Source organism: Nocardia cyriacigeorgica GUH-2 (genome assembly GCF_000284035.1).
In the GTDB taxonomy this organism is placed as follows: Bacteria; Actinomycetota; Actinomycetes; order Mycobacteriales; family Mycobacteriaceae; genus Nocardia; species Nocardia cyriacigeorgica_B.
In genome coordinates, this window is the sequence record NC_016887.1 from 4466728 (window position 1) to 4491210 (window position 24483).

At 70.4% G+C, this 24483-nt stretch carries 12 protein-coding genes; 7 read left to right on the forward strand and 5 right to left on the reverse strand.

Annotated features, from left to right (window positions below; all coding sequences use genetic code 11):
- Nucleotides 1-33: 33 nt before the first annotated feature.
- The 5 genes from NOCYR_RS20270 to ctaD form a co-directional block, all read right to left on the reverse strand.
- On the reverse strand, nt 34-843 hold the full coding sequence (locus NOCYR_RS20270) for an NUDIX hydrolase (protein WP_014352266.1): 810 nt from the start codon (nt 841-843) through the stop codon (nt 34-36).
- 49 nt (nt 844-892) lie between these two features.
- Nucleotides 893-1726: an ABC transporter ATP-binding protein gene (locus NOCYR_RS20275; RefSeq protein ID WP_014352267.1), complete on the reverse strand. Its 834-nt coding sequence runs from the start codon at nt 1724-1726 to the stop codon at nt 893-895.
- A 66-nt stretch (nt 1727-1792) separates the two neighbouring features.
- The gene (locus tag NOCYR_RS20280) at nt 1793-2593 is read right to left on the reverse strand and encodes a peptidyl-tRNA hydrolase (RefSeq protein WP_014352268.1); all 801 of its coding nucleotides are present in this window, start codon (nt 2591-2593) and stop codon (nt 1793-1795) included.
- A gap of 7 nt (nt 2594-2600) precedes the next feature.
- Nucleotides 2601-3818 carry a phosphoserine phosphatase SerB gene (gene serB / locus NOCYR_RS20285; protein ID WP_014352269.1) on the reverse strand — a complete coding sequence of 406 codons (1218 nt, stop codon included), beginning with the start codon at nt 3816-3818 and terminating at the stop codon, nt 2601-2603.
- A gap of 112 nt (nt 3819-3930) precedes the next feature.
- Nucleotides 3931-5673: a cytochrome c oxidase subunit I gene (gene ctaD / locus NOCYR_RS20290; RefSeq protein ID WP_081505462.1), complete on the reverse strand. Its 1743-nt coding sequence runs from the start codon at nt 5671-5673 to the stop codon at nt 3931-3933.
- 298 nt (nt 5674-5971) lie between these two features.
- On the opposite strand from ctaD, the gene NOCYR_RS20295 reads away from it, so the two are divergent.
- From NOCYR_RS20295 to NOCYR_RS20325, 7 genes are all read left to right on the forward strand, one after another.
- The gene (locus NOCYR_RS20295; protein WP_014352271.1) at nt 5972-6775 is read left to right on the forward strand and encodes a VOC family protein; all 804 of its coding nucleotides are present in this window, start codon (nt 5972-5974) and stop codon (nt 6773-6775) included.
- Between the two features lie 54 nt (nt 6776-6829).
- Nucleotides 6830-7891, forward strand: a complete 1062-nt coding sequence (locus NOCYR_RS20300; protein ID WP_048833563.1) for an ABC transporter substrate-binding protein — start codon at nt 6830-6832, stop codon at nt 7889-7891.
- Nucleotides 7892-8040: 149 nt separating this feature from the next.
- A complete protein-coding gene (locus NOCYR_RS20305; RefSeq protein ID WP_014352273.1) occupies nt 8041-8499 on the forward strand; it encodes an AMP-binding protein in 459 nt (152 codons plus the stop codon).
- Between the two features lie 206 nt (nt 8500-8705).
- On the forward strand, nt 8706-21845 hold the full coding sequence (locus NOCYR_RS20310) for a non-ribosomal peptide synthetase (protein ID WP_014352274.1): 13140 nt from the start codon (nt 8706-8708) through the stop codon (nt 21843-21845).
- Entirely contained in the window at nt 21842-22843 is a 1002-nt protein-coding gene (locus tag NOCYR_RS20315; protein WP_014352275.1) for a daunorubicin/doxorubicin resistance ABC transporter ATP-binding protein DrrA, read from the forward strand. Before NOCYR_RS20310 ends, NOCYR_RS20315 begins: the two co-directional genes overlap by 4 nt.
- Nucleotides 22840-23658: an ABC transporter permease gene (locus NOCYR_RS20320; protein WP_014352276.1), complete on the forward strand. Its 819-nt coding sequence runs from the start codon at nt 22840-22842 to the stop codon at nt 23656-23658. Before NOCYR_RS20315 ends, NOCYR_RS20320 begins: the two co-directional genes overlap by 4 nt.
- A complete protein-coding gene (locus NOCYR_RS20325) occupies nt 23655-24476 on the forward strand; it encodes an ABC transporter permease (RefSeq protein ID WP_014352277.1) in 822 nt (273 codons plus the stop codon). Before NOCYR_RS20320 ends, NOCYR_RS20325 begins: the two co-directional genes overlap by 4 nt.
- Nucleotides 24477-24483 lie beyond the last annotated feature (7 nt).

A 24483-nucleotide genomic window follows, 5' to 3' on the forward strand; every position in this document is an offset into this window, starting at 1 on the left:
GGCTGGCACGCTACCGGGTGCGCGCCGGATCTCTCATTCGCGCGTGGAGCCTTGCAGCTTGCGCTGATCGGGGAGGTCGTCGAAGTAGCGGGCGCAGTCGGGGAAGCTGAGCGCCTTCCTGCCCTCGGCGGCGCTGAAGACCGGTTCGATCGGGTCGATGTCGCGTTCGGCGGCCAGGATCTCGGCGGTCGAGGCGTAGCCTGCCAGCGCGTCCAGTTGGGCCCAGGTGGGCGGCAGCAGGATGTCGGACCCGGCCCGCCAGCGGTCGAGCGCCTCGGCCGGGGTGCGCCACTGCACCTCGGCGGCCTCGGAGGTGGCGCCGTCGGCGCGCTGGCCCACTGGGAGCACGGCGACGAAGAAGCGGGTGTCGTAGCGGCGCTTCTCCACCTCGGGGGTGATCCAGTTGGCCCAGGGGCGCAGCAGGTCGGCGCGCAGCACCAGGTTCTCCCGCACCAGGAACTGCGCCAGCGACAGCTCACGACGCTCCAGCTCACCCCTGGCCTCGCGGTAGCCGGCGGTATCGGCGACGACTTGATCGGCGGCGGGTCCGGCCAGCAGCACCCCGCACTCTTCGAAGGTTTCCCGCACGGCCGCGCAGACCAGGGCCTGCGCACGCGGTTCGGTGGTGCGGAAGCGCTCGGCCCACCACGCCGGTTCCGGCCCGGCCCAAGCGATGTCGGCGGTCGCGTCGGAAGCGTCGACTCCGCCGCCGGGGAACACGGTCATCCCGGCGGCGAACGCCATGGCCCCGACCCGGCGCTGGAGGAACACCTCGGGCCCGGTGGCCCCGTCGCGCACCAGCATCACCGTCGAAGCGTCCTTGGGCAGCACCACGTCACTCATTCCTGCACCCTAACGCCCGCTTGGGGAGCGGCAGTCCGATGGCGTCGGATCAGCGCGAGCGGTGTTTCCCGAAGCGGCGCGCCCGGCGGGCGAAGTAGCGTCCGTCGACACGGTCGAGGGCAATGGATTGGCTGAAGGCTTCGCTGAGGTTCTCGGCGGTGAGGACGTCGCTGAGCAGGCCCTGGGCGACCACCGAGCCTTCGTTGAGCAACAGGCCGTGCGTGAATCCCGGCGGAATCTCCTCGACGTGGTGGGTGACCAGCACGATCGCGGGGGCGTCCGGGTCGGCGGCCAGATCGCCCAGGCGTTCCACCAGTTCCTCGCGGCCGCCGAGGTCGAGTCCGGCGGCGGGTTCGTCGAGTAGGAGTAGTTCGGGGTCGGTCATCAGCGCGCGGGCGATGAGGACGCGCTTGCGTTCGCCCTCGGACAGGGTGCCGTAGGTGCGGTCGGCGAGGTGTTCGGCGCCGAGGCTTTCCAGCATGTCGATCGCGCGGTCGGTGTCGACGTCGTCGTAGCGTTCGCGCCAGCGGCCCAGCACCGCGTAGCCGGCCGAGACCACCAGATCGCTGACCTTCTCCTCGCGCGGCACGCGGCCCGCTACCGCGGCCGAGGACAGGCCGATGCGCGGCCGCAGTTCGCTGACGTCGACCTTGCCGAGCACCTCGCCGAGCAGATGCGCGATGCCGGAGGTGGGATGGACTTCGGCGGCGGCCATCCGCAGCAGTGAGGTCTTGCCCGCGCCGTTGGGGCCGAGCACGACCCAGCGTTCGTCGAGCTCCACCTGCCAGGTGACCGGGCCGACGAGGGTGTGGCCCGAGCGGCGGATGGTGACGTCGGTGAAATCGATGAGCAGATCGGGATCCGGTTGCGGCACGCGCTCCATCTTGGCCCAAAACCCGGGCGCGCGTACGACCGGCCCGCGTACCGGCGGTGACAGATACCGGCGGATTCAGCGAGTGAGCAGGCCGGGCGTGGCGATCACCGTCATCGAACCCGGTGCCACCTCGGTGAACCCGGCGTCACGCACCGCGACGGCCGTGCCACCGGCCACCGCGCGGCTCAACTCGGCCCAGTGTTCGGGGTCCGATTCACGCACCGCACAGGCGAACTCACGCTCGGCCCAGGCGCGCGCGGCCGATTCCGGTAGCGCACCGGCGAGCAGCATGCTCGCGTGCCCCACCTGCGCCGCGGCCTTGCCGAGGGTCATCCCGAGCGCCGAATTGACCCACAGCACGGGCAGTTCGGGGTCCGGCGGTCCCGGATCGTCGTGCTCGAGGTCGGTGCCGCCGATCTGCAACTTCCGGATCCGCGGATCGATCTGCCCGACCGGCCCTGGTACCAAGGCGCGGGCCTGAGCGCCGCCCAACTCCACGGTGACGCCGTCGACCTCGTTCGCCGCGGCCCACTGCGCACCGCGCGCCCGCCGGGCGACCTTGCGGATCCGCGACCGTTTCCACGCCAGATACCGGTCCGCCCATTCCCCGCCCGGTCCGACGCGCGGGTCCAGGCACAAGGCCACCGCCGAGGCCGCCGCGGCCGCCAGCAGCGCGCTGCGCGCCGGCGGATCGGCCTTGGGCAGGTAGAGCACCATCTGCATGGCCTGCACCATGGCCGGATCGTCGGGGTCGCCTGCGCCGCCGTATCCGGTGGCGAGTTCGGCATGCCTGGCGGCGAAATCGCCGTCGGTCGGCCGGGGTTCGGCGGGTGCGGGATCCTCGATCGCCTCGACCGATTCCGGAGTGTTGGTCATGGCCGGCTCAGCCCAGCGGGACCCGGCGCAGCAGCCCGTCCTTGGCGTCGGCCGCCTCGACCTCGTCGCGGGTGACGCCCAGGATGAACAGCACCGCGTCCAGGTAGGGATGCGAGAGGGCGGCATCGGCGATCTCGCGCAGCGCGGGCTTGGCATTGAAGGCGACGCCGAGGCCCGCGGCATTGAGCATGTCGATGTCGTTGGCGCCGTCACCCACCGCGACGGTCTGCTCCATCGGCACCCCCGCCTCCGCGGCGAACTTACGCAGCGCGGTGGCCTTGGCTGCCCGGTCGACGATATCGCCGACGACCCGGCCGGTGAGCTTGCCGTCGACGATCTCGAGGGTGTTGGCCTGCACGAAGTCCAGTTCCAGATCGTGGGCCAGCGGCTCGATCACCTGACGGAAACCACCGGAGACCACACCGCAGCGGAAGCCGAGCCTGCGCAGTGTGCGGATGGTGGTGCGCGCGCCCGGGGTGAGTTCGATGCGCTCGGCGACCTCCTCGATCACCGATTCGTCGAGCCCCTCCAGTGTCGCCACCCGCTGCCGCAGCGATTCGCCGAAGTCGATCTCGCCGCGCATCGCCGATTCGGTGACCCGGCGCACCTCGTCCTCGACACCGGCGTGCGCGGCCAGCATCTCGATGACCTCGCCCTGGATCAGGGTGGAGTCGACGTCGAAGACGATGAGCCGCTTGGCCCGGCGCGCGAGTCCCGCCCGCTCCACCGCGACGTCGACCTCCTCGGCCACCGCCACGTCGGCCAGGGCGGTGCGCAGCCGGGAATCGGTGTCGTCGCCGGTGTCGGTGGCCGAGACCATCAGTTCCATGCCCGTCACCGGGTAGTCGGCGACTCCGCGAATGGCGTCGATATTGGCACCCAGCGCGGCAAGTTGACGGGAGACGGCGCTGAAGGCGCGCGCGGTCACCGGGGCGCCGAGGATCACCACGGCGTGGGTGGGCACCGGCGCGCGGGCGGGCTCGGCATCGATGTCGACGTCGACGTGCATGCCGACGGTGTTCATCGCCTCTTCGAGCTCGTCCTGCAGTTCTTCGGGATCGTTCGGGCAGGTCACCAGCACGCCCAGGGTCAGCCGGCCCCGGATGACGACCTGCTCCACGTCCAGCAGGCTGACCTGATGTCGCGACATCGCCGCGAGTAGCACCGAGGTCACACCGGGCCGGTCGGGCCCGGTGACGGTGACGAGAACTGTGGTGTCTGCCAACCCTGCGCTCCAGTCTGTGTGCGATGGGGCGGGGACCGCCCTCACCAAACGAGTGTGCACCCGCTGGTCACCCCAGCAGGTGCACACTCATCCGGAATGGTGTCTTCCGCCGTTACTTGGTCAGGGCCGCGCCTTCATGCACCTCGGTGGCATGCTTGCCCGAACCCCAGCCGACGTGGGCCTCGGCCCGCATCCGCTCGACCATGTGCGGGTAGTGCAGCTCGAAGGCCGGACGCTCGGACCGGATGCGCGGCAGCTCGTAGAAGTTGTGCCGCGGCGGCGGGCAGGTGGTGGCCCACTCCAGCGAGTTGCCGTAGCCCCACGGATCGTCCACGGTGACGACCTCGCCGTAACGGTAGCTCTTGAACACGTTCCACAGGAACGGCAGCATCGAGGCGCCGAGCACGAACGCGCCGATGGTGGAGACCGTGTTCAGCGTGGTGAAGCCGTCGCTGGGCAGGTAGTCGGCGTAACGACGCGGCATACCTTCCGCACCCAGCCAGTGCTGCACCAGGAAGGTGGTGTGGAAGCCGATGAAGGTGGTCCAGAAGTGCCACTTGGCCAGGCGCTCGTCCATCATCCGGCCGGTCATCTTCGGGAACCAGAAGTAGATGCCGGCGTAGGTGGCGAACACGATGGTGCCGAAGAGCACGTAGTGGAAGTGCGCGACCACGAAGTAGGAGTCGGTGACGTGGAAGTCCAGCGGCGGGCTGGCGAGGATGACACCGGACAGACCACCGAAGAGGAAGGTCACGATGAAGCCGATGGAGAACAACATCGGTGATTCGAAGGTCAGCTGGCCCTTCCACATGGTGCCGATCCAGTTGAAGAACTTCACACCGGTCGGGACCGCGATCAGGAAGGTCATGAACGAGAAGTAGGGCAGCAGCACCGCGCCGGTGGCGTACATGTGGTGCGCCCACACCGCGATGGACAGCGCGGCGATACCGAGGGTCGCGTAGACCAGGGTGGTGTAACCGAAGATCGGCTTACGGCTGAAGACCGGGAAGATCTCGGAGACGATGCCGAAGAACGGCAGCGCGATGATGTACACCTCGGGGTGGCCGAAGAACCAGAACAGGTGCTGGTAGAGCAGGATACCGCCGGTGGCCGGGTCGTAGATGTGGCCACCCAGGTGGCGGTCGTAGGCCAGGCCGAACAGGGCGGCGGTCAGCAGCGGGAAGGCCAGCAGCACCAGCACGCTGGTGACGGCGATGTTCCAGGTGAAGATCGGCATCCGGAACATGGTCATACCGGGCGCGCGCAGGCAGACGACGGTGGTCAGCATGTTGACACCACCGAGGATGGTGCCCAGACCGGAGACCGCGAGGCCCAGGATCCACAGGTCGGTGCCGACGCCCGGCGAGTGCAGGATGTCGGTCAGCGGGACGTAGGCCGTCCAGCCGAAGTCGGCGGCACCACCGGGGGTGATGAAGCCCGCGGTCGCCATGGTCGCGCCGAACGCATACAGCCAGTAGCTGAAGGCGTTCAAGCGCGGGAAGGCGACGTCGGGGGCGCCGATCTGCAGCGGCAGGATGATGTTGGCGAAGCCGAACACGATCGCCGTCGCGTAGAACAGCAGCATGATCGTGCCGTGCATGGTGAACAGCTGGTTGAACTGCTCGGGCGAGAGGAACTGCAGACCCGGGCGCGCCAGCTCACCACGCATCATCAGCGCCATCAGGCCACCGATGAGGAAGAAGACCATCGAGGTCGTCAGGTACATGACGCCGAGGACCTTCGGGTCGGTCGTGGTGACCATCTTGTAGATGAACGACCCCTTGGGACCGGTCCGCGCCGGAAAAGGCCGAGTCGCTTCTAATTGAGGGACTGGCTGGGGCTCTACGGCAGTCACTGATCCTCCTGAAGGTGCCTTTAGGTCGCTCCGCAGGCTCCACTGTCAGCATGTGTCCGGGGGCGCCCGGGCACACGACGGTTAGCTTGCGCTCTTCGAATCGTAAACCGTGCTGCCGCAGCGGACCGAGCGGGTCCTACTCTGTGTCGTATTCGCGGCCCGTCGCGGCACGTTTTCGCTGCCCCGGCCGGGTGTGGCGGTCCCGGCGGGACCGATGAGTTCCGCTGCCCGGCACCGTCTGTATCGGTGACACCGCCCTCGATCCGCCGAGGGCGGTGCAGTACCGAGGAGAGCGCAGATGGCACAGAACGCAGCGCACCGGACCGGCGATCCCTGCTGGGTCGACGTCTACAGTTCCGACCCCGACCGCACGATCGCCTTCTACGGAGAACTGTTCGGCTGGACCGCCGAACGCGACGACGCCTTCGGTGGCTACATCACCTTCCGCAAGGACGGCAAGGCCGTCGGCGGCGGGATGGGCCGCATGCCCGACGATCCCGACAGCCCGGACCAGTGGACGGTCTACCTGGCCGTCGACGACGCGGAGGCCACGGCGAAGGCGGCCACCGAGCACGGCGGGCAGATCGTCGTGCCGCCGATGCAGGTGGGCGACCTGGGTTCGATGGCGATTCTCGGTGATCCCGCGGGCGCGGGTGTCGGGGTCTGGCAGACCGGCACCTTCGCCGGGTTCGAGGCCGTCGGGCTGGTCGAGGGCGGAATGTGGCGCGAGCACCACGGCACACCGTCCTGGTTCGAATTGACCACTCGCGACTTCGCGGGCGCGATTGCCTTCTACAGCGCGGTGTTCGGCTGGGACGACCTGTTCCCGATCTCCGAATCACCGGAGTTCCGCTACAGCACGCTGCACTCCACCGAACCGATGCGCGGTGGTGTCATGGACGGGTCGAGTTTCCTGCCGGAAGGCTCGCCGGGCGGCTGGTCGGTGTACTTCGGCGCCGATGACGTGGACGCGACGATCGCGAAGGCGGTGCAACTGGGCGCCACGGTGACCGCACCCGCCGAGGACACCGCCTACGGCCGGCTGGCCACCATCGTCGACCCCAACGGCGCCCGCTTCAGCATCGGCGGCGACAAGGGCTGAGTACCGGCCGACCTCACCGGCGGATCGCGGGTGCGCGCCTGTACCCTCACCCGCATGCCGGTGAGCGCGATGGGCCTTGCACGCACCCGAATCCGCACGATCATGGGCGCCGTCGTCGTCGGCTGCGCCGCGCTGGCCGGCGCGGGTTGCGCGACGCCGGCCGATGATTCGGCCTCGATCATCCGCACCACGACCAATATCGCCGGTGCGGGCGTGGTGGGGCTGGAACGCGATACCGCGCACGCGTGCAGCCTGCCCACCGCGCCCGATCCGGCCGCCGGCGCCACCCGCACCATCACCCACCCGTTCGGCGTCACCGAGGTGCCCGCCGATCCGCAGCGCATCGTGGTGCTCAGCACCGCCGCGCTGGACGCGGTGTGCGCGGTGGGCCTGTGGGAGCGGGTGGTCGGCGCGGCCACGGTCGAGGGGCCGAGCCCGCAGCCCGGCTATCTGGGCACCGGCATCGCCGAGATTCCCGGTGTCGGCACGGTGGCGCACCCCGATCCGGCGTTGATCGCCGCGCTGAACCCCGATCTCATCATCGGTGACATGCCTACGCCGGGCGCCGATTTCGGTGCGCTGTCGGGGATCGCGCCGACGGTGCTGGTGGGCGTGACGGGTGGCTGGCAGGACCAGTTCACCACCATCGCCGCGAGCCTGGGTCGTTCCGGGGCGGCCGAGACGGCGCTGGCGAACTTCCGCACCGAGGCCGCCGACGCCGGAAACGCGGTGGCCGCCAACCTGACTCAGGCCTCCATCGTCCGCTTCACCGCCGACGGCACCCGGGTGCTCGGCAACGAGACCATGCCCGCGCAGGTGCTGGCCCTCACCGGCGCGCATCGCCCGACCGCCCAGCGCGGCGGCTCGTTCGACGTCGACGAATCCGATCTGCAGCCGGTGGAGGGCGATCTGATCTATGTCATGTTCGCCGGTCCGGAGGGCCGCGAGCACGGCGAAGCGGTGCTGCGCTCGGACGAGTGGAAGGCCCTCGGCGCGGCCACCGATCGGCGGGTGTTCGCCGTGGACGACGCCCTGTGGCACACCCAGGGCCTGACCGCTGCCCGCGCCGTGCTCACCGATCTGCGCAATACCCTCAACGCCTACGTCACCGACTGACCCCTCCGGGTGCACCCTGGGTGGGTAAACCGCCACCCTGAGAGGGTGCGGGCCCGCGCCTTGGGGTGCTGCCGCGCGGGGCTCGCGGCGGCGAGAGTGGAAGACACCGAACATCGCCTTCCATTTCGCCACCGAGGGGACTTCGCACCATGCACACTTCAGTCGAATCGCACACCGGCACCGTCACCGCGCTGCCGACGATCCGGCCCGCCGCGGTCGATCCGCAGGCGGTCGTGCTCTCCGCCGCGGATGTCTCCCTGTCCTATGCCGAGCTGGACAGCTGGTCGAATCGGCTGGCCCGGCTGCTGCTCGAGATCGGCGCCGGTCCGGGCATCCGGGTCGCGATCGCCGTGGACGAGCCGGTGGAGGCCGTGGTCGCCGAACGCGCCGTGGTCAAGATCGGTGCCATCCCGATGACGATGCGGACCGGCGAATCCACCGCCTTCGGCACCGGCATCGGCGTCACTACCAAGGACGAGCGCGCCCATCTCGACGACCGGATCACCTGGCTGGTGCTCGACGACCGGTCGACCCTGCGCCGCTACCTGGCCGGCTCCGATGAGCCGCTGACCGAGGCCGATTTCGCGGTCACCGCGCGCTCGGCCTGAGCTGCGCTTTCCCGCTCGCCGCGCGGCGCGGCCGGAGCCGGAAATTTCCGGCCGCGCAGTGTGGCCGATCCGCCCACGGCGCACCCCGCACCGGTTCACACTGGACTTGCCGTGTTGTTGCTGCGCGGCGAGTACTACCTACCACCGGGATAGCTCGGGGGCGACTGCCTCGGTCGGCTACAGCGCGGTCGGAACGTAGGACTTCCATGACACAGCTATCCTCCGCACCCACCGACTCCGCACCCGCACTTCCGGCGGGCGCGTTCCCGCTCTCGGCCGCGCAGCGCGGCATCTGGTTCGCCCAGCACGTCGCGGGCGATACCCCGATCTCGATCGCCCAGTACATCGAGCTGGCGGGGCCCATCGATCCGACGGCGCTCGCGGATGCCGCCCGCCGGGCCGGACGCGAATTCGGCACCGGCTACCTGCGGCTGATCGAGGTCGACGGACATCCGTTCCAACTCGTCGATCCCACGTTGGACGACAGCATCCTGGAGTTGGACCTGCGCGGCGAGCCGGACCCGGAGGCCGCCGCCCACACCTGGATGCGCGCCGAATACGCCACGCCGCTCGAGCTCACCCGGGACCGGCTGGTGCGGATGGCGCTGCTACGGCTCGGCACCGACCGCTGGTTCTGGTACTCGCGGATCCATCACATCGTGCTCGACGGCATGGGCGCGCTGGCCATGGTGCAGCGCACCGCCGAGCTGTACAACGCCGCCGTCGAGGGCAGGCAGGCACCGCCGGGTAAGGCCGAGGATCTGCGCCGCATCGTCGACGCCGATCTGGCCTACCGCAGCTCGGACCGGTTCGCCGCCGACCGGGACTACTGGCGCGACCATCTGGCCGGGATGGCCGATCCGGTGAATCTGGCCAGCCGCACCGCCGAGGTGGAGGCGCATCCGGCGCGGGTGGCGGGTGCCCTGCCGGAGGAGGCGGCGGCTCTGCTGGACGAGGTGGCCGAGGCGGCGGGGTCGGGAATGGCGCCGACGGTGGTGGCCGCGTTCGCCGCCTACCTATCGGCGATGACCGGCGCCGGCGAAGTGGTGCTGAGCCTGCCGGTGTCCGCGCGGATCACCGCCACGCTGCGGCGGTCCGGCGGGATGATCGCCAATGTGGTGCCGCTGCGGCTGCGGCTGTCGCCGGCCATGACGGTGGGTGCGGCGATTCTGGCCGCGCAGGGCGAGCTGACCGGTGCGTTGCGGCGGCAGCGGTACCGGCAGGAGGACATCGTCCGCGATCTCGGCTGGGCGATGGACGAGGCCGCCTCGTTCGGTCCGACGGTGAATCTGATGATGGCCGATACCCGGATCACCCTGGGTGCGGTCGTCGGCCGGCTGCACGTGCTGACCTCCGGGCTGATCGATGATCTGTTCGTCAACCTGTATCCGGGGGTCGGCGGGGAGAGCACCCACATCGACTTCCAGGCCAATGCCAACCTTTACAGCGACGCCGAACTAGCCGCCCATCACGAACGATTCCTGCTGTTCCTGCACCGATTCCTGGCCGCGGGCATCGACGCGCCGCTGGCCACCATCGAGCCGCTGACCTACGCCGAACGCGGCGAACTGGTGCCCGCCCACGGCCCGGCCGGCGGCGGCCAGCACACCCTGCCCGAACTCCTCGCCGCGGTGCGCGACCCGGAGGCCGTCGCTCTGGTGGGCGGTGCGGCGCGGATGAGCTACCGGGAGGTCGACGAGTACACCAATCGGCTGGCGCGGGTACTGATCGCGGCCGGTGCGGGTCCCGAACGCGCGGTGGCGACAGCGATTCCGCGGTCGGTGGAGTCGGTGCTGGCGATGTTCGCGATCGCCAAGACCGGTGCGGCGTTCGTGCCGGTCGACCCGACGTATCCGGCCGACCGGATCGAGCACATGATCGATGACAGTGGGGTGGTCGCGGGGGTGACGGTGGCGGATGCGCGCACGGCGCTACCGGACCATGTGGGCTTGCTGGTCCTCGACGACTTCGCCACCGCCGAGTCGGTGGCCGCGCAGGATCCGGCACCGATCACCGACGCCGACCGCCGCGCGCCCGTGCGTTTGGACCAGGTCGCCTACGTCATCTACACCTCCGGATCCACCGGGCTACCCAAAGGTGTGCTGGTCTCCCATCGCGGCCTCGCCGATCTAGCAGCGGGTTCCGGCGCGGGTTTCGGTGTGGACGCCGATGCCGTTGTCGCGCACGCTGTCTCGCCCAGTTTCGATATCTCCGTCGAGGAGATCCTCATCGCCTACACCGCCGGTGCGACGCTGGTGGTGGTGCCGCCCGCCGCGTTCGCCGGCGAAGAGCTGGCCGAGGTGCTGCGCACCTACGAGGTCACCCACCTGAACGTCACGCCGACGGTGGTGGGATCGCTGGATCCGGCGACGCTGCCTCGGCTGCGCACGGTAGTCGTCGGCGGTGACGCCTGCCCACCGGAGCTGGTGAGTGCATGGGCGGGGCGCGCGCTGATCAATGGGTACGGCCCCACCGAAACCACCGTCACCGCCACCCTCACCGCCCCGATGACGCCCGGCGCCCCGGTCACCATCGGCAGTCCGGCGCGGGCGGTCCGTGCGGTGGTGCTGGATGCGTGGCTGCGCCCGGTGGCGCCGGGCGCGGTCGGTGAGTTGTATCTGGCGGGGCCGGGTGTGGCGCGCGGCTATCACCGGCGGACCGGGCTGACGGCGAGCAGGTTCGTCGCCGACCCCTTCACCCCGGGTGAGCGGATGTATCGCACCGGCGATCTGGTGCGCTGGATCCCCGTGCACGGACGGCATGAGCTGGAATACCAGGGCCGCAGCGATTTCCAGGTCAAGATCCGCGGCTTTCGCGTCGAACTCGGCGAGATCGACGACGCCTTGCAGCAGCAGCCCGGCGTGGATTTCGCGCTGACCCTCGGCGCCGAAACACCCTCCGGTTCAACAGCTCTGGTCTCGTACGTGGTCGCGACCGGCGAGAACGTACATCCGGAGGCCCTGCGGGCGGCGGTGGGCCGGACCCTGCCTGCCTACATGGTGCCCGCGGTGATCGTGATGCTCGACCAGGTGCCGCTCACCCCGTTGGGCAAGGTGGACCGCAAGGCGCTGCCCGCACCGGATTTCACTGCGAGAACCACCATCGGGCGGGCGCCGTCGACCCCGGCCGAGCACACGCTCGCCGCTCTGTTCGCCGAGGTCCTCGGCCTGGACGCGGTGGGCGTCGACGACAGCTTCTTCGCCCTCGGCGGTGACAGCATCGTCTCCATTCAGCTGGTGTCGCGGGCCAAGGCGGCGGGCCTGGGCTTCAGCGCGCGTGATGTGTTCGAGCGCAAGACGGTGGCCGCATTGGCCGCCGTGGCGACCGCGGTGGAGTCGGTGCGGGTGCGGGAGCTGCCCGGCGGTGGCGTCGGGCCGGTGGATCTCACGCCGATCGTGTGGGCGATGGTGGAGCAGGGCCACACCTGGGGCCGGTTCGCGCAAGCGGTGCTGATCGGGCTGCCGTCCGGGTTCGGCCGGGCAGAGCTGGGGGTCGCGCTGCGCGCCCTGTTCGATCGCCACGATGTGCTGCGGTCGACGTTCCGGCAGGTGGATGGCGAGTGGGAATGGGTTGTCGCCGAACGTGGTTCGGTCGAGGTCGACGCGCTGATCGATGTCGTGGCGGCCGGGCCCGACCCGGATGCGACCTGCGAACGCACCCTCCAGGAGGCCGCCGACCGGCTCGATCCCGCGACCGGCGCGATGGCGCGTTTCGTCATCGTCGAATGCGGCGACGCCGACCCGTTGTGCTGGCTGGTGCTGCATCACCTGGTCACCGACGGCATCTCCTGGCGGATCCTGCTACCGGATCTGGCGATTGCCGCCGCCGGTGGCGAGCTCGCTCCCGTCGGCACCTCGTTCCGGCGCTGGGCGCGCGCCCAGATCGAGCAAGCACCCCGCCGTGTGTCCGAACTTCCGGTGTGGCAACGCATTCTGTCCACCGACGACCCCGCCCTCGGCGCCCGCCGGCTGGACCCGACCATCGACGTGGTCGCGACCATGGGCCGTCACCGCACGACGATTCCGGCCGATATCGCCGATCCGGCGGTGACCACGGTGCCCGACCGTTTCCACTGCGGCGCCGACGACGTCCTGCTCACCGCGCTGACCATGGCCGTGTGCCGCTGGCGATCCCGCACCGGCACGCTGATCACCCTCGAAGGGCACGGGCGGGCCGAGGAGATCCTGCCGGGCGCCGACGTCGCCCGCACGGTCGGCTGGTTCACCAGCGTGTACCCGGTGGCGATCGACCTGGCCGGGATCGATCTCGACGACGCGTTCGCCGGTGGCGACGCCGCGGGCACGGCGGTGAAGGCGACCAAAGAACAGCTGCGCGCCATCCCGGACAAGGGCGTCGGCTACGGCATGTTGCGCTACCTCGACGCCGATTCCGCTGCGGCCCTGGCGGATACACCGCAACCGCAGCTCGGCTTCAACTACCTCGGCCGGGCCGGCACCGCCGACTCCGGCGCGTGGCTACCGCGCCGCTTCACCGCCACCCAGGACGAGCGCGCACCGCTGCCCGCCGTGATCGATATCAACGCCGTGCTCACCGACAGCGGGCTGGAGGTGACCTGGGATTACGCCGGCCGTCTGCTCGACGCCGACGACGTCGGCGAGCTCGCCGGCCTGTGGACGGCGGCGCTGCGCGCCTTGGTCGGGCATGCCGCCACCCCGGATGCCGGTGGACGCTCGCCGTCGGATTTCGACCTCGTCACCGTGACCCAAGCCCAGATCGACGACTGGGAACGGCAATACCCCGATCTGGTGGACGTGTGGCCACTGTCGCCGTTGCAGTACGGGCTGCTCTTCCACGCCCGCTACGACTCCGATACCGCCGACGGCTACACCGTGCAGTCGCTACTCACCCTCGCCGGCGTGGTCGATGCGGCCCGGCTGCGCGCCGCGGCGCAGGCGCTGGTGGACCGGCACGAGAACCTGCGGGTGGCGTTCACCGAAACCGCGGACGGGCCACGTCAACTGGTGCTCGGGGCGGCCGAGGTCGGCTGGCAGGAGATCGATCTCGGCCACACCGCCGAGAGCGAACGCGACCGCGAGCTCCAGCGGCTGATCGCCCTCGACGCGAACACCCGATTCGATCTCACCCGCCCTCCCCTGCTGCGGTTCACCCTCATCCACACCGGCCCGGACACCTACCGGCTGCTGATGACCAACCACCACCTGGTGCTCGACGGCTGGTCGACGCCGCTGCTGGTGCGCGAACTGCTCACCGTCTACGTCACCGCCGGTGACACCGGCGCCCTCGCGCCCGCCCGCTCCTACCGCGAATTCCTGGCCTGGCTCGCCGGACAGGACCAGGACGCGTCGATCCGGGCGTGGTCGGAGTACCTGGCCGGCGTCGACACCCCGACGCGAGCCGTGGCGTCGCTGGCCGATATCGAATCCCCGGAGACCGCGGAGCTGTCCGTCGAGCTCGACGCGGCGACCCTCGCCCGGCTGGAGTCGGCGGCACGCGACTGCGGCGCCACCGTGAACACCCTGGTGCAGACGGCATGGGCGATGCTGCTGGCCATGCTCACCGGTCGCACCGATGTGGTGTTCGGCGGCACGGTGTCCGGGCGCCCGCCCGAACTCGCCGGCGTCGAGGACATGGTGGGGTTGTTCATCAACACGCTGCCGGTGCGGGTGCGGTTCGAGCCGGGCGAGCCGGTGGCGCAGCTGCTCGCGCGGATGCAGGCCGATCAGGCGCGGTTGCTCGATCATCAGCATGTCGGACTGGCCGCCATCCACCAGGCCGTCGGGCTGCCGGAGCTGTTCGACACCCTCGCGGTGTTCGAGTCGTATCCGATCGACCGGGAGGCGCTGTCGCAGGCCCTCGACATCGCCGGCATGCGGGTGCTCGACGTGACGGGCACCGACGCCACGCCATACCCGTTGAACCTGATGGTGATTCCACTGCGCGGGTTCGACGGGCGCGATTCGCTGCGGATCACCCTGAAATACCTCGCCGATCACATCGGCGCGAACGAGGCCGGACCCCTGCTGGATCGATTCGTGCGGCTGCTCACCCAGCTCGCCGACGATCCGCACCGCCCGGTCGCCCGGCTGCATTACTGCGACGACGCCGAACTGGCCGAACTCGCGCCGGTGCAGGGCCCGCCGTCGGCACCGCAGCGTCCGCTGCCCGATATCCTCGCCGACGGCGCCCGCATCGACAGCGCCGCGATCGCGGTGGACGCCGGCGAGCTCACCATGAGCTACGGCGACCTCGATGCCTGGTCCAACCGGTTCGCCCGCGTGCTGTTGCGCCGCGGCGTCGGCCGCGAGGTGTTCGTGGTGCTGGCGCTGACCCGTTCGCTGGAATCGGTGGTCGCGGTGTGGGCGCTGGCCAAGACCGGTGCGGCGTTCGTGCCGCTGGACCCGAGTCATCCGGTGGAGCGCATCGAACACATGCTCACCGATTCGAAGGCCCCCATCGGGGTGACGGTGACCGAGATCGGCGAGGCCCTGCCCGGCACCATCGACTGGCTGCTGCTCGACGACCTGCCCACCATGCGCCGCGCCATGACCGTCTCGGCCGCCCCGATCACCGACGCCGAGCGCGGCGGCCCGATCGACCTGGACCAGACGGCGTATCTGATCTACACCTCCGGCTCCACCGGCAAACCCAAGGCGGTCCTGGTGAGCCATCGCGGTATCGCGAATCTGGCTGCGGGCAAACGGGAATCGCTGGGTATCGACCCGGCGGCGGCGGTGTTGCAGGTGGCCTCGCCGAGCTTCGACGCGTCGGTGTCGGAGCTGGTGATGGCGCACAGCGCGGGCGCGCGGCTGGTGGTCTCGCCGCCGGAGGTCTACGGCGGCAGCGAACTCCAGCAGTTGCTGCGCGCCCGGGGCGTCACCCATGCGGTGATCACGCCGTCGGCGCTGGCCACCATGGAACCCGACGGGCTGTCACAGCTGCGGCTGCTGGCCGTCGCCGGGGAGGCCGCGACCGCGGAGCTGATCGCGCGGTGGGCGCCGGGGCGGCGCATGGTGAACGTCTACGGTCCCACCGAATTCAGTGTGTGGGCCACCGGTCCCGCCGAGCTCGTCCCGGAGGCGCCGATCACCATCGGCGGGCCGATCCGCGGGGCGTCGGCGCTGGTGCTCGACACCTGGTTGCGGCCGGTGCCGGTCGGGGTCGCGGGCGAGTTGTACCTGGCCGGACCGGCCCTGGCCCGCGGCTATTTCAACCGGTCTGCCTTGACCGCTGGGCGTTTCGTCGCGAACCCGTCGGGTGCGCCCGGTGAGCGGATGTACCGGACCGGCGACATGGTGCGCTGGGTGCGCGACGGCGATTCCCGGCTCACATTGGAGTACTTGGGCCGCAGCGATTTCCAGGTGAAGATCCGCGGCCTGCGCATCGAACTCGGTGAGATCGACGCGGTGCTGTCGGCGGCCGAGGAGGTCGAATACGCGGTCACCATCGGCCGCGCCGGACCGGCCGGGACGACGGTGCTGGTGTCGTATGTGCTCCCCGCCCCGGGGGCGGTGCTCGATCCCGAGCAGTTGCGGGCCCGGGTCGCCGCCGAACTGCCCGGTTACATGGTGCCCGGTTATGTCGTTGTGCTGGACGATATTCCGCTGACGCCGGTCGGCAAGCTGGATCGGGTCGCGCTGCCGGTGCCGGATTTCGCCGCGGCCCGGCGGCCCTATCTCGCCCCGCGCGGACCGGTGGAGCAGACCGTCGCCGCGGTGTTCGCCGAGGTGCTCGGCAGCGAACGGGTCGGCGCCGACGAGTCGTTCTTCGAACTCGGCGGCAATTCGCTCAGCGCGACCAGGGTGGTGGCGCGGGTGAATGCGGCGCTCGGCTCGACCGTCGCGCTGCGCGATCTGTTCGACGCGCCCACCGTCGCCCAGCTGTCGGCGCGGATCGTGCCCGCCACCGACGGTGCCCGCGGCCGGTTCGTGCTCGCGCCGCGGGTGCGACCGGACCGGGTGCCGCTCTCGCCTGCTCAGCAGCGCATGTGGGTGCTCAACCGGATGGACCCGGCATCGGCGGCCTACAACATCGCCGTCGCGCTGCGCCTGACCGGCGATCTCGACCGCACCGCCCTGCACCGCGCCCTCACCGATGTGGTGGAGCGGCACGAAAGCCTGCGCACCATCTACCCCGCCGACGCCGAGGGACCGCGCCAGGTGGTGATCGGCGCCGAGGTCGCCACGCCGGATCTCGAGGTCACCGACACCGACGACGGCGCCGCACTGCGCGTGCGCATCACCGAACTCACCGGCGTCGGATTCGACATCACCGAGCAGCCCCCGCTGCGGCTGGGCCTGTTCCGGCTCACCGGCACCGCCGAACCGGTGCATGTGCTGGTCCTGGTGGTGCATCACATCAGCGCCGACGGATTCTCCATGACGCCGCTGGCCACCGACCTGATGGCCGCCTATGCAAGGCATCGGTCCGTCCCGGTCGGCGGTGCGGCCGCGAGCGCGGGCGAATTCGAGCAAGCACCGCTGCCGGTGCAATACGCCGATTTCGCGCTGTGGCAGCGCGAGCTGCTCGGCGACGAATCCGATCCGGAATCGATGGCGGCCCAGCAGATCCGGTACTGGACCGACACCCTCGCCGGCGCCCCCGATGTGCTCGATCTGCCCGCCGACCGACCACGTCCGGCGGTGCAGTCGATGCGCAGCGCGGATGTGGATCTCACCATCGACGCCGCACTGCACCGGCGGCTCACCGAACTGGCCGCGGCGCAGGACGCCAGCCTGTTCATGGTGCTGCACGCGACGCTGGCGGCCGTGCTGGCCCGGCTCGGCAGCACCGACGACGTGGTGATCGGTACCCCCGTGGCCGGTCGCGGCGACGAGGCACTGGACCAGCTGGTCGGCATGTTCGTCAATACCCTGGCCTTGCGCACACCGGTGGATCTGCGGTCGGGCTTCGCCCGGTTCCTCGCCGCGGTGCGGGCGCGGGATCTGGATGCGTTCGCCGCCGCCGATGTGCCCTTCGAGCGGCTGGTGCAGGTGCTCGATCCGCCGCGCTCGACCGCGCACCACCCGATCTTCCAGGTGTCGCTGTCGTTGCAGAACTTCGTCGAACCGGTCCTCGAACTTCCCGGACTGCGGGTGCAAGTGCAGGACTTCCAGCGCGACAGCGCGCAATTCGATCTCATTCTCGATCTGCGCGAACGCTTCGGGCCGGACGGCCCCGGGGGCGTGCACGGGCTGCTGACCTACGCCACCGACCTGTTCGAACCCGAGACCGCGGCGACGCTGGCCCGGCGATGGGTCCGCCTGCTGCACGCCGTCGTCGCCGATTCCGACATCGCGCTCGCCGAGATCGATCTGCTCGACGACGCCGAACGCGCCGAACTGGTGCCGGTGCGCGGACCCGAGAGCGCCGGGACCACCACTCTCGCCGAGATCCTGGCGCAGTCGGCCCGGCGGTATCCGGATCGTCCCGCGATCATCGCGGACGGACAGGTCAGGACCTACCGCGAGCTCGATGCCGACGCCGACCGGCTCGCCGCACAGCTGGCCGAGGCCGGTGTGGGGCCAGAAACCGTTGTCGCCCTGGGTATGCCACGATCGGCCGCCCTGCTCACCGCCATCTGGGCGACCGCGAAGACCGGCGCGGCATTCCTCCCGGTGGACCCGAGACATCCGGTGGACCGGATCGAGCACATGCTCGGCGATTCCCGGGCCCGACTCGGCGTCACCGTGGCCGCCCACCGGGCCGCGCTGCCCGACAGCACACAGTGGTTGGTGCTGGACGGCCAGACCGCAACCCAGCCGGCGGCACCGACCACTCCGCATCCGGATCAGCCCGCGTGGTTGATCTACACCTCCGGGTCGACCGGTACACCGAAGGGCGTCACCGTCACCCATCGCGGGCTCGCCGATCTGGTTGCCGCCCAACGCGAACTGCTCGGGCTGAACGAGCAGGCCCGGGTCCTTCAGGTGGCGTCGCCGAGCTTCGACGCCTCGATCTTCGAGGCGCTGATGGCGTTCGGTGCGGGTGCGGCCGCCGTCATCGCGCCGCCGGAGGTCTACGGCGGCACCCCACTGGCCGAGCTGATCGCCACCGAGCAAGTCACCCATCTGGTGATCACGCCGTCGGCGCTGGCCACCGTCGACGCCGGCGCGGTATCGAGCGTGCGGATGCTGGCCGTGGCGGGCGAGGCGGTCGGCGCCGAACTGGTCGAGCGCTGGTGCGCCGGCCCGCATCGGCGGATGCTGAACCTGTACGGGCCCGCCGAATTCACCATCTGGGCGACCGCCTCGCAGCCGCTGCGGCCCAACGCCCCGGTCACCATCGGCACCCCGATTCGCGGGGCGGCGGTGCTGGTACTCGACGACCACCTGCGCCCGGTGCCGGTGGGTGTCGCGGGCGAGCTGTACCTGACCGGCCCCGCCCTCGCGCGCGGGTATCACGACCGGCCGGGCCTCACCGCCGCCCGCTTCGTCGCCGACCCGTTCGGTGCGCCCGGCTCCCGGCTCTACCGCACCGGCGACCTCGCCCGCTGGGTGCGCACGAATACCGGCAGGGTGGAGCTGGAGTACCTGGGCCGCACCGATTTCCAGATCAAGGTGCGCGGGCAACGCGTCGAGCTGGGCGAGATCGATGCCGTGCTCGGCCGCGCCGACGGCGTCGACTTCGCGGTCACCCTCGGCGTCGCGGGACCCACCGGTGCCACGGCGCTCGCGGCGTATCTGGTGCGCGCCCCTGGCACCGAGATCGATGTCGAGGCGGTGCGCGCGTTCGCCGCCGACATCCTGCCGTCGTACATGGTCCCCGCGGCCTTCGTGGTGCTCGACGAGATCCCGCGCACCGCCGTCGGCAAACTCGACCGCGACGCGCTGCCCGCACCGGATTTCGCCACCGAGCAGACCGCCTACCGCCCGCCGCGCACCCCCACCGAGCGGGCCCTGGCCGAAATCTTCGCCGAACTGCTGGGCCGCGAGCGGGTGGGCGCCGACGATTCGTTCTTCGCCCTCGGCGGTGACAGCATCCTGGCCATTCAGCTGGTGTCGCGGGCGAAACTGCGCGGGGTCAGCTGCACGCCGTTGCAGGTGTTCGAGCATCGCACCGTCGCGGCGTTGGCCGCTGCCGCCGACGCGGCGGGTCCCGCGGTGACGCTCGAGGAACTGCCCGGCGGCGGTGTCGGCGAGCTCCCGCTCACCCCGATCGTGCGGTACATGATCGAACGCGGCGGCGATTTCCGCAGATTCGCCCAGACCGCGGTGCTCGAACTGCCGCCGGGAATCGACCGCACCCGGCTGGTCGCGACCCTCACCGCCGTCGTCGACCGGCACGACATGCTGCGGTCACAGCTGCGCCGCGAGGGTACGGATTGGCAGTGGAGCGTCAGCGAGCCCGGCTCGGTCGATGTCGGGGCGCTGGTGCACCGGATCACCCACGACGCCGGCGCCGATCCGGTCGAACTGCACGAATTCGCGGTCACCGCACTGGATTCGGCGCTGCACCGGCTCGATCCGGCCGTCGGCGTGCTCGCCCAATTCCTCTGGCTGGACCCGGTGGGTGCGGCGGGCGCCAGGACCGAACCGGGCCGGCTGATCGTGGTGCTGCACCATCTCGCCGTCGACGCGGTGTCCTGGCGCATCCTGGTGCCCGACCTGATCGCGGCCTGGGCGCAGGTCAGCGCCGGTACCGTGCCGGTGCTCGCCGAGACCGGCACCTCGATGCGCCGCTGGTCGCACGCGCTGACCGAACAGGCGCACAGCGAGCACTTCGTCGCCGAACTCGACTACTGGCGCTCGGTGGTGGACGGGCCCGATCCGCTGATCGGCCCGCGCGCACTGGATCCGGCGATCGACCTGTCCGATACCCTGCGCATCGTCGAGGTGGACGTGTCCGCCGACGTCACCGCGGTGCTGCTCGCCGATCTGCCGCGGCTGTCCGGCGGCGGCGTCAACGACGGGCTGCTCACCGCGCTCGCTCTGGCCCTGGTGCGCCGGCGCGGGTCCGCCGAGACGTCCGCGCTGATCCGGCTGGAGGGCCACGGCCGGCAAGAGGACGTGGTGCCCGGCGCCGACCTGTCCCGCACGGTCGGCTGGTTCACCAGCCTGTACCCGGTGCGTCTGGCGCTCACCGGCATCGACCTCGACGAGGCGTACGCCGGCGGTCATGCGATGGGCGCGGCACTGCGAGCCGTCGAACGCACGCTGCGCGCGGTGCCGGACAAAGGCATCGGCTTCAGCATGCTGCGCTACCTGAATCCCGAGACCTCAGAGCAACTTCCGCGCGAACTGCCCGGGCAGGTCACCTTCAACTACCTCGGCCGCTACTCCACCGCCGATATCCCGGCCGGCCTGGAGGGGCTGGGCTGGCTGCCGACCGACGACCTCGGCGAGCTGCCCGCCCCCGAGCATCCGGATGTGCCGCTGATGGCCGCGCTCGCGGTGGATTCGGTGGTCATCGGTGATCGGTTGCACGCCAGTTTCGGCTATCCGCGCACCCTGCTCGACCGCGTCGAGGTCGAGGAACTGGCCGCGCTGTGGGTCGATGCGCTCAGCGCCCTCGCGACCTACGCGTGCTCACCGGAAGCCCAGCGCACCGAAGCCGCACCCGCGTCGCCCTCGCCGACCCCCGGACTCGGTCTCGATGTGCTGCTGCCGATCCGCCCCGACGGCAGCGAACCCGCCCTGTTCTGTGTCCATCCCTCCTCCGGAATGGCGTGGAGCTACCTGGGTTTGGCCGAACGGCTGCGGCCAGGCCGGCCGATCTACGGACTCCAGGCGCCCGACCTGTCCGGTCGCGAACCGTCGGCCCGCTCCATCGACGAATTCGCCGAATGCTACATCCGCGAGATCCGCACCGTTCAGCCCGAGGGCCCGTATCACCTGCTCGGCTGGTCCTTCGGCGGGCTCATCGCCCACAACATGGCGGCGAAACTGCGGGCCCAGGGCCTCGAGGTCGGCGTGGTCGCGCTGCTGGACGCCGATACCGCCGATATCGACGGCGACAGCATCGACCGGCTCACCCCCGGCGCGTTCGTCAACAGTTTCGGCGCCGTCTTCGGCATCGACAATGTGCCCGCCGACGCCAGCGCACACGAAGCGGCCGAGCTGATCCGCGAACGCTTCGGCGGCGTCTCGGTCATCGATGCCGCCACCATCGAACGAATGGCCGGCTCCTACAACGCCTCGGCGCGCACCCGCACCGGCTACCAACGTCCGCGCTACGACGGCGACATCGTCTACGTCAGCGCCACCGTCGACAGCTCCCCCATCTTCGGGCCCGAGGGCTGGCGGCCCTACGTGACCGGCACGATCACCAACCACGACGTCGATGTCACCCACGACGAACTGACCACACCGTACGCGTTGTCGATCATCGCGCAGGTGCTCGATACCCACCTGGGAGGCCCGCAATGAGTCCCGACCACGGCGTCCTCGTCGAGGGCCTGGAGAAATCGTTCGGCGCCGTCCACGCCCTGCGCGGCGTCGACTTCCACGCCGCGCCCGGCGAGGTCCTCGGCATCCTCGGCCCCAACGGGGCGGGCAAGACGACGACGGTGAACATCCTGTCGACGCTGATCCCACCCGATCGCGGCCGCGCGGTGGTCGCCGGCCACGATGTGGTCGCCGATCCGGCCGCGGTGCGCCGCTCCATCATGCTGACCGGCCAGTACGCGGCCCTGGACGACATGCTCAGCGGCTACGAGAACCTGGTCATGTTCGGCAGGCTGATGGGTTTGCGCAAACGCGCCGCCCGCGCCCGCGCTGACGAACTGATCGCCGCCTTCGACCTGGTCGCGGCGGCCGGACGCCGGGTGGGCACCTATTCCGGTGGGATGCGCCGCCGCATCGACATCGCCTGCGGGCTGGTGGTGCGGCCCGATGTGGTGTTCCTCGACGAACCGACCACCGGCCTGGATCCGCGCAGCAGGCAGGGGGTCTGGGATCTGGTCGCCGGCTTCCAGCGGGCCGGCATCACCACCCTGCTCACCACGCAATACCTGGAAGAAGCCGATGCGTTGAGCGACCGGATCATCGTCATCGATCACGGCGTGGTGATCGCGGCAGGCACCGCCGACGAGCTCAAGGCCCGCACCGGCGGCAGCTACTGCGAAGTCGTCCCGCTGGATCTCGGCGATCTGCCCGCCATCGCCGAAGCGCTCGGTTCGCTACTGCCCGAAGGCAATCGGGCCATGTTCACCACTGAATCCGACCGCATCGCCATCCCCGCCCCCGACGGCGCGAAAACCCTCGCCGAGGCGCTGCGCCGGTTGGACGCGGCCGGCGTCGAACTGGTCGACATCGCTTTGCGCCGGCCCTCGCTCGACGACGTCTTCCTCCAGCTCACCGGACACCTCGCCACCACCGAGACCGCCGACGAGCCGGAACCCGCCGCGGTCCAGGCGCTGTCATGACCACGGCCATTCCCCTGACGCACACCCGGGCCAGACCGGTCACCACCGCGCAATGGTGGGTGCTCACCGCCCGATTCATCGTGCCATCGGTGAAATCCGGTGAGGTGCTGTCCTCGGTACTCGCGCCCGCCGCGTTCACCGCGAGCTTCTATCTGCCGTTGAAGACGGTGATGATGTTCGCGGGCACCGGTTTCAGCAGCTACGCGCAGTTCATGATGCCGATCGTGATCCTGCAAGCCGCGGCGTTCACCGCCATCTCGGCGGCGTTCCGGTCGGCCACCGACGCCGTCGCCGGGCTCAACCGCCGCTTCGGGGCCATGCCGATCAATCCGTTCGTCCCGGTCGCGGCGCGCATGTCCGGCAATGTGTTCCGGCTGGTCATCGCGCTCACCACGGCGCTGGTGTGCGGGCATGTGATCGGGTTCCGGTTCCGGCTCGACGCCCTGCACACGCTGGGGTTCCTGTTGTTCGCGTTGCTCATCGGCATCGCGCTGACGCTGGCCGCCGACGTCATCGGGACGCTGTCGAAAAGCCCGGAAGCCATCACGCAGGCGCTGGTGCTGCCGCCGCTGATTCTCGGGATGCTCTCGACCGGGCTCGCACCGGCCGCCCAATTCCCGGAGTGGGTGCAGCCGTTCGTGCGCAACCAGCCGATCTCCCAGTTCGTCATCGCGTTGCGCGCCCTGGCCGGTGACACCCTCGGCAACGCCGGCGAGGTGACGTGGGCGCTGATGGGTCCGCCGCTGGCGTGGGCCTTCGGCATCCTGGCGGTCTGTGTGCCGGCGGCCGTGCGGCTGAGTGCGCGGAGGCAATGATGACCCTGCCCGTCACCGGATCCGCCGATCTGCGCGCCGCACCCGAATCCTCGGCCGCCGCCCTGATCCGGCACACCGTCATCCAGACCCAGCGGCTGCTGCTGCGCTGGGCCCGCAACCCCATCACGCTGCTGGAGACTCTGCTCATCCCCTGCCTGCTGCTGCTGATGCTCGACATCGTGGTCGGCGGGCAGATCCAGAAGTTCACCGGTCAGGACGCGCTCTACGGGTCGGTGCCGATGGTCGCCGTCGTCGGCGCGTTGTCGGGCGCGGTGGCCGGCGGGGTGCTGCTGGGGCGCGAACGCGATGCCGGGCTGCTCGCCCGGTTCTGGGTGCTGCCGGTGCATCGCGCGTCGGGTCTGGCCTCGCGCATCCTCGCCGAGGGGTGCCGGATCTTCGCAGGCACCGTCACCGTGGTCATCGTCGGCTATCTGCTCGGGTTCCGGTTCCAGCAGGGCCTCGGCGCGACGATCGCGTTCCTGCTCGTGCCCACCCTGTTCGGGCTGGCCTTCGCCACCGTCGTCACCGCCGTCGCGGTCTTCACCGCCAAAGCCACCCTGGTGGAAGGCATCACGATCCTCACCTCGCTGATGATGTTCTTCAGCACCGGATTCGTCCCGCTGGCCGCCTACCCGCAGTGGCTGCAACCGATCGTGCACAACCAGCCGATGTCGACCGCCGTGGACACCATGCGCGCCCTGGCCCAGGGCGGCGAACTGGCCCGGCCGCTCACCCTCACCCTGCTCTGGTCAGCCGCCGCGATCGTGCTGTTCGCGGTACCGGCCACCCTCGGGTACCGGCGCGCCAGCAGGCGGTAGCCGCCCC

What these genes read in the sequence shown, in the direction of transcription:
- NOCYR_RS20270 (WP_014352266.1), bottom strand. Translation starts at nt 843, where the DNA reads ATGAGTGACGTGGTGCTGCCCAAGGACGCTTCGACGGTGATGCTGGTG.
- NOCYR_RS20325 (WP_014352277.1), top strand. Translation starts at nt 23,655, where the DNA reads ATGATGACCCTGCCCGTCACCGGATCCGCCGATCTGCGCGCCGCACCC.
- NOCYR_RS20300 (WP_048833563.1), top strand. Translation starts at nt 6,830, where the DNA reads ATGCCGGTGAGCGCGATGGGCCTTGCACGCACCCGAATCCGCACGATC.
- NOCYR_RS20280 (WP_014352268.1), bottom strand. Translation starts at nt 2,593, where the DNA reads ATGACCAACACTCCGGAATCGGTCGAGGCGATCGAGGATCCCGCACCC.
- NOCYR_RS20310 (WP_014352274.1), top strand. Translation starts at nt 8,706, where the DNA reads ATGACACAGCTATCCTCCGCACCCACCGACTCCGCACCCGCACTTCCG.
- NOCYR_RS20315 (WP_014352275.1), top strand. Translation starts at nt 21,842, where the DNA reads ATGAGTCCCGACCACGGCGTCCTCGTCGAGGGCCTGGAGAAATCGTTC.
- NOCYR_RS20275 (WP_014352267.1), bottom strand. Translation starts at nt 1,726, where the DNA reads ATGGAGCGCGTGCCGCAACCGGATCCCGATCTGCTCATCGATTTCACC.
- NOCYR_RS20305 (WP_014352273.1), top strand. Translation starts at nt 8,041, where the DNA reads ATGCACACTTCAGTCGAATCGCACACCGGCACCGTCACCGCGCTGCCG.
- NOCYR_RS20320 (WP_014352276.1), top strand. Translation starts at nt 22,840, where the DNA reads ATGACCACGGCCATTCCCCTGACGCACACCCGGGCCAGACCGGTCACC.
- NOCYR_RS20295 (WP_014352271.1), top strand. Translation starts at nt 5,972, where the DNA reads ATGGCACAGAACGCAGCGCACCGGACCGGCGATCCCTGCTGGGTCGAC.